The organism is Labilibaculum manganireducens, assembly GCF_963665805.2.
Lineage (GTDB): Bacteria > Bacteroidota > Bacteroidia > Bacteroidales > Marinifilaceae > Labilibaculum > Labilibaculum manganireducens.
In genome coordinates this window covers 164895-177960 of the sequence record NZ_CAXXEE010000003.1, presented here as the reverse complement: position 1 = coordinate 177960, position 13066 = coordinate 164895, and the positions used below count along the sequence as shown (strand labels likewise).

Below are 13066 nucleotides of genomic sequence, written 5' to 3'. Positions count from 1 at the left end.
GCCGATTGAATGACATATGTGATTCAATCGGTATATTTTCACTCTCCCAATAGCACAATCCGTCCTTCCAAAACCGGCTTTACAAGTTTTAATTTTTTACAGTATGCTTTCAGCACTTCAAAATCCTCAATTGCCTTGGGATTCAATTCATCAACCAAAACTTCAAACTCTCCGGTTAATTTCCCCAAACAATAGTTGTTCAATGAAACCGTCAATAATTCCTCATCGTCCAACTCTTTCCCGTCCCTCTCAACAAATATACTATTGTCGACAAAAGAATATTTGTAACTAATCCCTGAAACCTGAAGCAACTGACCATTTTTATCTGCAGCATTCTCTTTTAAAAACTGTTTCAACACCTTCCCTTTAATCAGAATTTGACAAATTCTATTTCCAAAAGGCAGCAGTGAGCGAACAGATTTTAAAGTAAAATCTCCAACAGACACATCAGCTCTTATTCCACCACCATTAATAATTCCCACATTGGAACTGTGCCATTCTTTAAAAGCATCAGCAATTAAATTTCCGGCAAGGCTTTCGCCGGTAATCCCATCTTTAAAACGAAGAGGAACTTCCAACCGACCAATCTTTTCGGACAACTGCAATTCCATATCCTTTTTATAATACAGCTCCATATCTCTCATATACTTCTCGGAAGTCACATCACTAGTTAAAGGAATAATTTCAACGAGCGGTTTTTTATTCTTTTCCAGGCTCAATTTAGCAACTGAACTCATGTTTCCGGCAGTAGCAACAATCGGAACACTGCCTTTGTAAAAAATATTGCTTTCGTGCTCGAACTGCTCCTCAGTTAAAATCAAATCAATTTCAGGAAACTGCTCCAACAATTTCCGATTGGTTTCCAAATCTGTTTGGGTTATAAGTACCAAAAAATCAACATTCCCCATTTCAGGCTGAAGCTTAGAAACAGAAACAAATAAATCTTCCTGAACCACCAAATCATCATGAATACTTGTGTTCATAGCGTCGGTCAGGCCGATAAATCCAATTCGCAAACCTCCAATTTTTTTCACTAGAAAAGCAGGCAAATTCCCAAACACACCACCATCTCTGTTTTTAAGATTGGAACTAAACCACTGCGATTTGGATTTAGATAAAAGCTGAATGGTATGTTGTGCCCCAAAATCAAATTCATGCTGTCCGAAATTGCAGATATCCACAGGAATATCATTGAAGGCTTCAATCATAGGCTCTCCTTTGTACATGCCGCCAAACAGAACACCACCACACAAATCACCTCCATGAATTACCAATGTGTTTGGATTAACCTTTCGCACCTCATCTGCAATAGTTTTTAATCGGGCAACACCACCTCGTCCTCCATCAACATCGTCTACCGGAAAAATCTGATGTGCATCTGTGAAGTACAATAAATCTACCTTTTGCGCATTCACACTTAGATTAAAAACAAAAAAAATAAGGAATGATATATTTCGGAACATCGGGAAAAATTTTTATTCAACCGAAAAGTAATAATAAATGCCTGTCTATTCAAATACAGACTAGATATCAATCACTAAAATGATGTTAATTTCATTGTTAATCTTATCTCTAAAATGCTTTCAATACGATAACTCTTTCCTTCTTTTCATTTGAAAGTCATCATAAAAAGTATTAAAAAAATTTAAAAAACTGAACATGGAATTCTTATATTGCATAACGTTTGCCATGAATAATAAAGATTTAAAACACATGAAGTCTGATAAAGAGAAAGATATAACAACCAAAACCTTGAGCGTTTTAGAGGTTTTAAATAAACATTTAGAGGACTATCTGAACCTATTGGAACAAAGCCTGACAACAGAAGGCCTTTCTCAGCTTGTTCTAAAAGAATTTATAGAAGTAAGCGATTTCTTTATTTCTATTGGTGATCAGGAATACAACAAAGCACAAACCGATAAAAATCCGGATTTTACAACAATATATATTCTGAATTATCTTTTGCCGGAGTCGTTTAAGAGTACGATGCTGATACACCGCGATGTATTGTTACAGCTTCAAATTTCAAAAAATAAAAAACAAGAATCTCTGGTCGATGATCAGACTGTTCAGCATCATCTAAAAGAATCCAAAGCAATTTTAGAAAAAGCAACCAACTCCTTTGCTCAGAAAATTAGCGCAGAACTAAATCCGGTTCAGCAAACCAATAAAAAAAGAAAGAAACATATTTCCAAAACCAAACACCAGCAAAATCCATGGGAAGTTTACAAAAATCAATTTCTTACGGTGCAAAATCAAGTCAAGGAAATTGAAAAATCAACTCAAACTTTATCCAATATCATTCTTGTTTTTAAGGATATTAAAAATCATACCCAAAACATCTGCGCAACACTTATCAGTGAACTTGAAAATGCGAAACAAACCATAAGCAAAGTGTTGGATTCTGTTCAGAATTTGGATGAAATTGTTAAAACTGCAGACACCATTTCATTAATTGAAGATATTCTGGATAATTTAGAGGTAACAAATACAAAACAAGAAACCTATGCCTTTGATATTGAATTAAAAATTGCTTCGCTCGAAGAAAGCAGCATTCCTGTTGCAAGTGAAGATGGTTTATTACTCATAAAAAAAATAGACTTTAACAAATCGGCTAAAAAGTGGCTGAATTATATGTTGCTCCCCGATATGATCGAGCTGTGGCAAAACAGGACAAATCTGCTTGCTTTTTATAAACACAGTTTACTAAATTTAAAGAGCAGTTTAACTTTACTAAAAAACAACAACACACTTGAAACACTGCCTTCTCAGGTTCAAAGCATACAAAACTTACTGCGCTCAGCCAATACAAATGAAAATTTGCAGAGGAAGATAATTGGTCTGGTACAAGAAAAATTTAGTGCCGAATTCTTAGTCTCAAATATCTATCACTCAGAAGATTTTCTGAAAGTTTCTTTGCAATCATCAATAACTCAACTCACATCTTCAAAAAACAAATTCTTACTTGAAGTAGAAAAAAAATTTAAAAACACCCTTTCCTTTTTTAGCAGGACATATGAAATCAGTACCGCTGATAATCCGTTTATGAAATTAGAGGCATCATCAAAATGCATTGAATACAGAACATTTAAAGCATCTAACGTTCATTACGATACTCTTTTTTTAAATAAGAATTTTATTGGAGACTTATTCTTCGTTCCGCGCGAAACCGAAAAACAAAAACTACAGGAAACCTTAAATCTGTGGAAAAAAGGACACAACAAAGCGGTTCTTGTTGTAGGAAATAGTTTAAGCGGGAAATCTACTTTTATTGAAAGTGCTGCGAAAGATCATTTTGACAAACAAAGTATTTTTCTCGAACCTGACAGTACTATTTCCGTTGAAGGAAGAAAATTTACAAGCACAAAAAACCTTGCAGAGGCTCTTCAGCATATTAAGAAACACACCTATAATTTCCGTCCGTTATTGGTAATTGATAATCTGGAACTCTGGAGAGACAAAAATCACAGTTTATTAGATAATGTAAGAGCCGCCATAGAATTCGTGGAATCGGAATCCGATCAGGTTTTCGTTATCATGACTACTTCAAATGCCATGCAGTCTCATTTGGATAAAAGACTTCCTTTTTCCAATTCGTTCAGCTCTGTTATTGATGTTAACAAAGCAAAAACTGACGAAATACACAAAGCCATACTATTGCGGCATGGTGCCTCGCACCGAAGTTTGGTGACAGAAAAAGGACTTCCCCTGCTCAATAAACAACTGGAGCTTTACGTACAAAAGTTGTGTAAAAATTACGACAATAATATGGGCGAAGTATTGCAGGCATGGACCTATGCAATTACTACTGCTGATGATCATAAAGTAGTATTTGAAGAAAAGGAGTATGATTTTGAAGACTTTTTCACTCCCGAAGAAGTTATTATTCTTAAATATGTATTATTATACAAGCACATTAACGAAATTGTATTGAAAACCCTTTTGGGCAATCGATACAACATCTCCTATAAATCAGGATTAAAACGTTTAACAAACACCAAAGTATTTCTGCGAAACACAGAGGGAAATCTTGTTTTAAACCAAGTATTGTACCACAATATTCGTGAAATTCTAAAATACAGAGGAACACTCAACTAAATGGAAAATATCGAAACATTATACACCTGGAGCGGTTTACTAGGCCTGCTTGTACTGCTGGCAGTCTGTTATTGGATACTAAAGCTGCTAACATACATTGGAGAGCGATTTGCTAAAAAAAACGTAACCAACAAAAAAATAATAAGCTTTTTAAAAAAAGGCATGTTGTTTTACAAACCTGTTGCAATATCCTTTTTACTACTCGATTTTATATCTATCAATTACATTACACACAGTATTCTTTTGGTTTTTATAAGTCTTTTTGGTTTCTACTATATCAAAAACTTCGTGAGCGGAATTTTTTTCAGGGCAAACCCCTTGGTAAGCAAAGACGCATTTATCACAATTGGGGATTTTAAGGGAGAAGTTAAGAGTCTGCAATCCTTCGGATTAATCATTAATGCCGAATATGGAGAACGGTTTATTAATTATACCGAAATTGAAAATTTAGGATTTGCGATCAACTCAAATGTAAATACCAAATTAAGACAAACACTTTACCTGCGTACACAATTAACAAAAGAACAGGTTTTAAATCTGATTTTTGACAATCCAATTTTAGATTTCGGACAAAAACCTACCATAAAGAACAGTGAAATTCCTCAGGTATTTAAATTTCAGTACACACTCGAAAATGGTGCTGCCACTGAAGATTTAACTGCCTTTTTACATGAAATACAGATTGAAACAAGTGTAACAAACAATTTTAAGTAACAACCATGGAAATCATTTCATCCTATAATTTGATTATTGAAGTATCCATAATCATCATTTTATCTTTTTTATTCAATGGATTGTCCAGAAAAACAAATATCCCAGCAGTACTGATGCTTATCGTACTGGGGGTTGGCTGCCAATACATACTTAAATATTTCAATGCAGAAACATTAAATTTCTTTCCTATTCTTGAAGTTTTGGGAATTGTCGGATTAATTATGATTGTGCTGGAGGCGGCTCTTGAACTGGAACTGAAAAGAGAGAAATTAGTCCCCATCCTAAAATCATTTACTGTTGCCTTAACCGGCCTTATTTTATCAACTTGGGCTGTTGTATTGATTCTCTACAATTTCATTCCCGGAATGACCATGGAATCGGCCTGGCTTTACGCAACCCCATTGTCCATACTATCCAGTGCCATTATCATACCAAGCGTATCAGGTTTAAATGCCGGCAAAAAAGAATTTCATATCTACGAAAGTACTTTTTCGGATATCATGGGCATTATGATGTTCTATTTTTTAACCGGAAAATTAAATCCTGCCGAAGACAGCGGCGTAACAGGTTTTGCAGGAAACATTCTGCTCACCATCATTATCTCCCTGATAGCCAGCTATGCAATTATTTTAATTTTTCAACGCATAAAAAGCAAGGTAAAACTCTTTTTACTGATAGCCATACTGTTACTACTATATGCACTGGGCAAAAAAATGCACCTTTCTTCGCTTATTATTATCCTGATATTTGGATTAGTAATTGCGAACATGAAACTTTTTTTCAAAGGAAAACTCTCAAAATTAATTGATTTCGAAAAAGCACATCATATCTATAATGAGTTGCATACAATCACCGCAGAAACAGCCTTTGTTGTCCGAACCTTTTTCTTTGTAATTTTCGGTCTTTCGATTGCCATTTCTTCCTTACTGAGTTTAAACGTAACAATAGTAAGCTTTCTGATTTTGATTTCGATTTATACAATACGATACATTATACTGCGTATTTTTGCAGGAAAGGATATACTGCCGCAATTATTTGTTGCTCCTCGTGGCTTAATCACCGTACTTTTATTTTACAGCATACCTTCCGAAGCACAAATTGAAGATTTTGAGCCGGGAATATTACTTTGTGTAATTATTGGAACCAGTTTAATCATGACTTGTGCAATGATTTACGACAAGTACCGAAACACTATGGCCATAAATATAGCCTTAGACAGAAAAGTTGAAAGCGTAAAATGGAAAGCGCCAAGCATTGAAGATGTGAAATAAGCAAATACCCCTCGAGCAGAAAAAATAGAAATGAATCTCATGGTGTTTATTTAAGAATTGGGCGCAATTAAAAATAAAAAGCATCGCATAGATTTCTACAGACTAGTTCAAAACTCCACCATATAAAAATTATTTTACGTTAACATGCCTATTTTACAGCAATGAAAATCAGCTTGATAAATAAGAATTTATTTGTAAATTAGAATATGGCAATGATTTTTAACTCCCTTAAGAAGATCTTATCTAAACCGTTGGGTGAGATCTTTTCCATATCCCGAATTCTAAAAAACAGAACCTGGGAAAATAATCGTCTCTATTTGGATTTGGTAAAAAACTCTTTGGTGGGTTTGTATCAAACAACACCAGAAGGGCAAATCATCTATGCAAATCAAGCAATTTTAAAAATGCTGAAGTATGATTCGTTGGAAGATTTAGCTAAAAGAAACCTGTCAAAGGGATGTTATGCAGACAATAATAAGAGAGAAAATTTCAAGAAGATACTGGAAGAAAAAGGTGAAGTAATTAATTTTCAATCTGAATGGTACACAAAAGAGGGTGATGTTATTTATGTAAAAGAAGGTGCTCGTGCAGTACGGAATGTTACCGGCAGAATCGTTAGATACGATGGTTATGTTGATAACATTACAGATTTTAAACTGACCCAAATGAAGTTAATTAAGGCTGCACAGGAAGCGGAAGAGGCCAGCGTTAAAATCAGCTTTTTTAACAAATATGAATCATGAAATCCGAACGCCAATGAATAGTATTCTTGGGTTTGCAGAATTGCTTGAAGACTCCGTTTTATCAAAAGAAGATCATCTGAAATATATTGGTGCTATTCAGCAAAGCTCTATCAGAATGTTAAATACAATAGATGAGCTTATTCAAATGTCAAAGTTAGATGCTGATTGTCTGGACATCTATATTGAAGACGTGAATGTTGAGGATGTAATTGAGGACATGTATGTTCTGTATAAACCTGAAGCTGATACTAAAGGCATTGAATTTTCTTATGAAAATAATCATAAGGCGAAAGAAATAATTATTTTCTCGGACAAAGAAAAGATAGAAATAATACTTAGTAAGTTGATTTCAAATGCGATTAAATATACAAACAAAGGAAGTGTAAAATTTGGTTTTGATTTTAAAACCAAAACGAACGAGATTCAATTTTATATTAAAGACACAGGCGTTGGTATTTCTGCAGAAGACCAAGAACTTATTTTTGAGCATTTTTACCGTATTGATAATGGAAGAGAAATAATTTATGAAGGAGCTGGCTTAGGCTTAACGATTGTTAAAGAATACGTCAAAATACTTGGAGGTAGAATAAGAGTCGAATCAGTAAAAGGAAAAGGATCTCAGTTTTACTTTGTTTTACCCATCCACTAATTATTTTCGACTTGATCCAGATTTTAATAACCCTGCGTTCCCTCATTCGTTCCCAAAAAAAACAAAACCCTCCTAAACATTGCTGTTTAAGAGGGTTATTGTACCCGGGGCGGGACTTGAACCCGCACGGCCGTGAAGCCACTGGATTTTAAGTCCAGCGTGTCTACCAATTCCACCACCTGGGCATCCTTTCGGATTTTGAGCGAGAAACGAGACTCGAACTCGCGACCCCAACCTTGGCAAGGTTGTGCTCTACCAACTGAGCTATTCTCGCATTGTGCTTTTAAAAGTGAACCGTTGTTCTCTCAATTGCGATGCAAATATATGCGTATTTTTTGATTCTGCAAAGGAAAAAAACCTTTTGACTCATTTTTTTTCAATCATCATAAAAGACATTACAAGGATCCTGAATCTGACTCCCTGAAATTCAGGCACTACACATCAAAAGCCTTTGTATATGGGACACTCACATTTTTCATCTTTTTTTACAATCCAGATATCTTTTTAATCTCATTCAACTTATTTAGAGCCTCAATTGGTGTCAGATTATTAATATCCAGATCTGAAATTTCATTTCTGATTTGCAGAAGTACCGGATCGTCGAGTTGAAAAAAGCTCATTTGATACCCTTCGCGTTGTTGCGCTATCTCACCAACTGGTTTGGCCAGCGATTCTCCATTTTGTTTTCCTTCCAACTGAAGTAATATTTCATCCGCTCGTTTCACAACAGATTTGGGCATTCCGGCCATACGTGCCACATGAATACCAAAGCTGTGATTGGATCCTCCGGGAACTAACTTTCTCAGGAAAATAACCTTATTGTTGACTTCTTTTACCGAAACATTAAAATTCTTCACTCTTGAGAATGATTTCTCCATTTCGTTTAACTCATGATAGTGAGTTGCAAATAATGTTTTAGCTCTGCTGTTACTGTTCTCGTGAATGTATTCAACAATCGACCAAGCAATGGAAATTCCATCATAAGTACTGGTTCCCCGTCCCAATTCATCAAACAAAATCAAACTCCTTGATGAAAGGTTGTTAAGAATACTGGCTGCTTCATTCATTTCCACCATAAAAGTAGATTCTCCCAATGAAATGTTATCCGAAGCACCCACACGGGTGAAAATCTTATCGACACAACCAATATTTGCCTCCTTAGCCGGCACAAAACTTCCAATTTGCGCCATTAAAACAATTAGTGCAGTTTGTCGGAGAAGAGCCGACTTACCCGCCATATTTGGCCCTGTAATAATGATTACCTGCTGCGATTCATTGTCCAGATAAACATCATTTGCAATGTATTTTTCGTCGATTGGCAATTGCTTTTCAATAACCGGATGTCTTCCCTGTTTAATATCGATAATTTCAGAATCATTGATACCTGGACAATTGTAGTGGTTCTCTCTCGCCAGTTTCGCAAAAGACAGCAAACAATCCAGTCGCGCTATCATGGCCGCGTTTAACTGAATGGTAGAAATATAATCAGCAATACCAAGAACCAATTCGTTATACAAACGGGTTTCCAAAGCCAGTATTTTTTCTTCGGCTCCCAATATTTTCTCTTCGTAATCCTTTAATTCCTGCGTAATGTAGCGCTCAGCACTAACTAAAGTTTGCTTTCTGATCCATTCTTCAGGAACCTTGTCCTTATGGGTGTTTCTTACCTCAATATAGTATCCAAACACATTATTAAACGCAATTTTAAGAGAAGTTATACCTGTTCTTTCAATCTCACGCATCTGCATTTGCAGTAAATAATCTTTACCCGAGAAGGATATCTTCCTTAAATCATCCAACTCTTCGCAAACCCCATCAGCAATTACACCGCCTTTACTAACCATGTTTGGCGGATCAGCATGAATTTCCTTTTCAATCTTTTCCCGAACCGAAACACATGGATTCAGTTGATCTCCTATTTTTAGCAAACCTTCATTTCCACTACTCAAACAATAGTTTCGGATAGGTTCGATGGCAATCAGGGCATTTTTTAGCTGAACAACTTCCCGCGGACTGACTCTGCCCACAGCAACCTTGGAAATAATCCGCTCCAAATCTCCAATCTGCTGAATTTCATCCCCTATGGAATGAGAATCCTTTTCATTCCCGAAAAAATGATTCACAACACTCAGGCGATCATTAATACTCGCCGAATCCTTTAAGGGAAGAGCAATCCACCTTTTTAAAAGGCGCGCTCCCATTGGCGATAAGGTTTTATCCATTACACCCGAAAGTGTACTTGCGCCATCGTTTAAGGCTCCAAACAGCTCTAAATTCCGAACTGTAAATTTATCCAGCCACACGTATTTGTCTTCCTCTATCCGCGAAAGCTGAGTTACATGAGCTGCCTGACTGTGTTTTGTGATATCCAGATAATGCAAAACGGCACCCGAAGCAATGATTCCATTGCGTAAAGTCTGAACTCCAAATCCTTTCAACGAACTTGTCTCAAAATGACGAAGCAACCTGTCCTTAGCCGCACTTTCGGTAAAAACCCAGTCATCCATAGTGAAAGTGTAAAACTTGCCACCAAATAATTCATGGAAGATTTTCTCCTTACCTCTCTGATACAAAACCTCTTTTGGCTGAAAATTGCCCAATAATTTATCGATATACTCAAAACTTCCTTCAGCAGTTAAAAACTCACCCGTTGAGGCATCTAAAAATGCAATTCCGGCTGAATTTTTCTCCATATGAATACAGGCAAGAAAATTATTCTCCCGATGCTCCAAAACGTTGTCATTATAGGATACCCCTGGAGTTACCAATTCTACAATGCCACGTTTAACCAAGGTTTTGGTTTTCTTCGGATCTTCTAATTGCTCACATATGGCCACACGCATGCCTGCCCGCACCAATTTAGGCAGATAAGTATCTATAGAATGATGTGGAAATCCCGCCAACTCAACATAGGATGCCGATCCGTTTGCACGCTTAGTCAGTGTAATGCCTAAAATTTCAGAAGCACGAATGGCATCATCAGAAAATGTTTCGTAAAAGTCACCAACCCTAAACAGCAAAATAGCATCAGGATGTTTATCCTTCATCTGATAATACTGCTTCATTAATGGGGTTTCAACGGCTTTTCTAGCTTGTACCAAGGAGTTAATATATTTAGAGGTTACGCAATTTTTTATCTTTCCCGAACAAATATAATCATTCCGTTTTAGAGATCAGAAAATAAAAATCATAACAAATCTCATAATTTTTGCAGATGAAATTTTCTTAATTCACATATAGAAAGAGTCTATACCTTTAAACCAATCGTCTAAAAGCAACAATCCATTTAGCATCTTTAATTTAGGATTCACATTCCAAAAATTCCTTCATAAAAAACAATCAACTATTTATCGTTTTTTAGCCACTTTATTATAAATTTATGAGACGCAGAACACACTAACTAACGACACTCAAATGAAAAATATTCTAATTATTGGCGCAGGTCTTTCATCAACCAGCTTAATACAATATTTATTAAAGCATTCGGAAAAAAACAATTGGAAAATTACAGTTGGCGATATGTCGTTAGAATCTGCTCAAAAGAAAATCAACAACCATCCCAACGGAATAGCACTTCGGTTTAATTTAAAAGATCTGGAACAAAGAGCTGAAGAAATTTCGGCGGCAGATATCGTTGTAAGTATGGTTCCGGCCTCTATGCACATTATTGTTGCGAAAGAGTGTTTGCGCCATAGAAAACACCTGCTAACGCCATCATATGTTTCTTCTGAAATGATGGAATTGGATGAAGAAGCCAAAGAAAAAGGGCTGTGTTTCCTGAATGAACTCGGTGTTGATCCTGGATTGGATCACATGTCGGCCATGAAAATTATTGATCAGATAAAGGAACGTGGTGGAAAAATTAAAACATTTAAATCGTTTTGCGGTGGCCTGGTAGCTCCCGACTGCGACAACAATCCCTGGAATTATAAATTTTCTTGGAATCCGAGAAATGTAGTTGTTGCGGGACAAGGAACAGCACAGTTTAAAGAAAATAACCATTACAAATACATTCCCTATCACAAATTGTTCTCAACTCTTACCAAAACTCAAATTACAGGTTATGGCGATTTTGAAGTGTATCCAAACAGGGATTCGCTGCAATATTGTGAATTATACGGACTGAATAACATTCCAACTATTATGCGGGGAACCATGCGAAGACCTGGTTATTCGGAGGCCTGGAATGTTCTGGTTCAATTGGGCTGCACCGATGACACGTATATAATGAAGGACTCTCACAAGTTAACTTATCTCGATTATTTATTGAGTTTTCTGCCCGATAGTGAAAAATCCACAGAGGAAAACTTAGCCGATTTTACACACATCGATGTCAACTCTGTAATAATGACAAAACTGAAATGGCTTGGCTTGTTTTCTGATGAAGCTGTTGGTTTAAGAAATGCTACTCCAGCCATGATTCTTCAGAAAATTCTGGAACAAAAATGGGCTCTGGAACCTACCGACAGAGATTTACTGGTTATGCAGCATCTGTTTGATTTTGAAATCAACGGAGAAAGGAAAAGAATTACTTCTTCGATGACTTATGAAGGAACCGACCGCGAACACACCGCCATGTCGTATACAGTTGGGACTCCTTTAGCGATAGCAACAAAACTATTGGCCAAAGATAAGATCCATTTGAAAGGAGTTCATATCCCAACCTTGCCTGAACTTTACAAACCAATTCTTACTGAACTTGACAATTTGGGGATAAAATTTATTGAAGAAGAAATTGTTTTGTAAGCACTTCAGCATAATTAATTGCGTTTTTCGCCTAAGATCATTCTCTTTTTTATATTTTTGATCTGCATTAATTATACGAAAATACATGTCCCAAATAATTCAATTTGCTTTTTTAATAAGTCTTTTCACTCTTAATTCGTGTGCAGTAAAAAATCAAATATCAACCTATTGGCAGAATGAGAGAGATTTCAGTTCCAAAATATATTCAACAACAGAGGCCAACTATTACAATGCCGAAGATCAAATAAGTGTTAAGGTTTTCAACAACGATAAATTTATCGATATTATTCTTGAGACAAATTCTACAAATACATTAAGGAAAATATACAATCTTGGACTTAGTGTCTGGATCGATCCAGAAGCAAAACTTCAAAACAATTTTGCCATTAACTTTCCAATGCCTGCTAAATTTCCTTTTACTGCAGAAAAATTTGAAAATTATTTATCCCGTTTTTCACTAACAGAATTAAATGAAGAATTTTTGGATCGTTTTCAGATTTTCGAGGTTGTTAACGTGAAAAAAAATGAAAGTCTTTCTATTAGTACTCTGCAGGAAGACGATACCTATCAGGTAAAGATAAGTTCGAAAAATGAAGTTCTGTTTAGTTATCATCTTCGAATACCAATGAGTGAATTTTACTCCAAAAACCTGTCGGGCAATGAAATAATAAGCATTGGAGTTGCAAGTATCAATGAAGCAAATGAGGAATATCACTCAGCTTTAAGCAGTAAAGAATACATTAACAAACGCATGGAAAGATTAAAAGCCGGCTACAATCAAACTCCATTTGAACTTACTGAATGGTGGGCAAATTTTAAAATATCTACAGAGTAGAAACAGCAGC

Annotated in this window: 9 protein-coding genes and 2 tRNA genes; 7 read left to right on the top strand and 4 right to left on the bottom strand. The window is 35.8% G+C overall.

The genetic code is table 11. The features are described from left to right. Window positions 1-38: 38 nt before the first annotated feature. Entirely contained in the window at window positions 39-1463 is a 1425-nt protein-coding gene (locus ACHZAX_RS00775; protein WP_320017680.1) for a bifunctional metallophosphatase/5'-nucleotidase, read from the bottom strand. 196 nt (window positions 1464-1659) lie between these two features. Between ACHZAX_RS00775 and ACHZAX_RS00770 the strand changes: the two genes are divergently transcribed. From ACHZAX_RS00770 to ACHZAX_RS00750, 5 genes are all read left to right on the top strand, one after another. Continuing rightward, window positions 1660-4098 carry a P-loop NTPase family protein gene (locus tag ACHZAX_RS00770; RefSeq protein WP_320017679.1) on the top strand — a complete coding sequence of 813 codons (2439 nt, stop codon included), beginning with the start codon at window positions 1660-1662 and terminating at the stop codon, window positions 4096-4098. After that, window positions 4099-4812: a hypothetical protein gene (locus ACHZAX_RS00765; RefSeq protein ID WP_101309649.1), complete on the top strand. Its 714-nt coding sequence runs from the start codon at window positions 4099-4101 to the stop codon at window positions 4810-4812. 5 nt (window positions 4813-4817) lie between these two features. Next, window positions 4818-6083, top strand: a complete 1266-nt coding sequence (locus ACHZAX_RS00760) for a cation:proton antiporter domain-containing protein (RefSeq protein WP_101309648.1) — start codon at window positions 4818-4820, stop codon at window positions 6081-6083. A gap of 212 nt (window positions 6084-6295) precedes the next feature. Beyond that, window positions 6296-6826 (top strand): PAS domain-containing protein, encoded by a 531-nt coding sequence (locus ACHZAX_RS00755; protein ID WP_320017678.1) that lies wholly within the window; start codon window positions 6296-6298, stop codon window positions 6824-6826. A 13-nt stretch (window positions 6827-6839) separates the two neighbouring features. Further along, window positions 6840-7475, top strand: coding sequence for a sensor histidine kinase (locus tag ACHZAX_RS00750; protein ID WP_320017677.1), 636 nt, complete (start codon window positions 6840-6842; stop codon window positions 7473-7475). 101 nt (window positions 7476-7576) lie between these two features. Here ACHZAX_RS00750 and ACHZAX_RS00745 read toward each other — a convergent pair. The 3 genes from ACHZAX_RS00745 to mutS form a co-directional block, all read right to left on the bottom strand. Then, window positions 7577-7660, bottom strand: a tRNA-Leu gene (locus tag ACHZAX_RS00745). A gap of 16 nt (window positions 7661-7676) precedes the next feature. Then, a tRNA-Gly gene (locus ACHZAX_RS00740) sits at window positions 7677-7749 on the bottom strand. A 211-nt stretch (window positions 7750-7960) separates the two neighbouring features. Beyond that, entirely contained in the window at window positions 7961-10576 is a 2616-nt protein-coding gene (gene mutS, locus ACHZAX_RS00735; protein ID WP_394698198.1) for a DNA mismatch repair protein MutS, read from the bottom strand. 274 nt (window positions 10577-10850) lie between these two features. Here mutS and ACHZAX_RS00730 point away from each other — a divergent pair, with 274 nt between their 5' ends. Further along, window positions 10851-12221, top strand: coding sequence for a saccharopine dehydrogenase C-terminal domain-containing protein (locus tag ACHZAX_RS00730; RefSeq protein ID WP_320020416.1), 1371 nt, complete (start codon window positions 10851-10853; stop codon window positions 12219-12221). 85 nt (window positions 12222-12306) lie between these two features. Further along, complete coding sequence (locus ACHZAX_RS00725) at window positions 12307-13056, top strand: hypothetical protein (protein WP_320017675.1); 750 nt, start codon at window positions 12307-12309, stop codon at window positions 13054-13056. The last annotated feature ends 10 nt before the right edge of the window (window positions 13057-13066 follow it).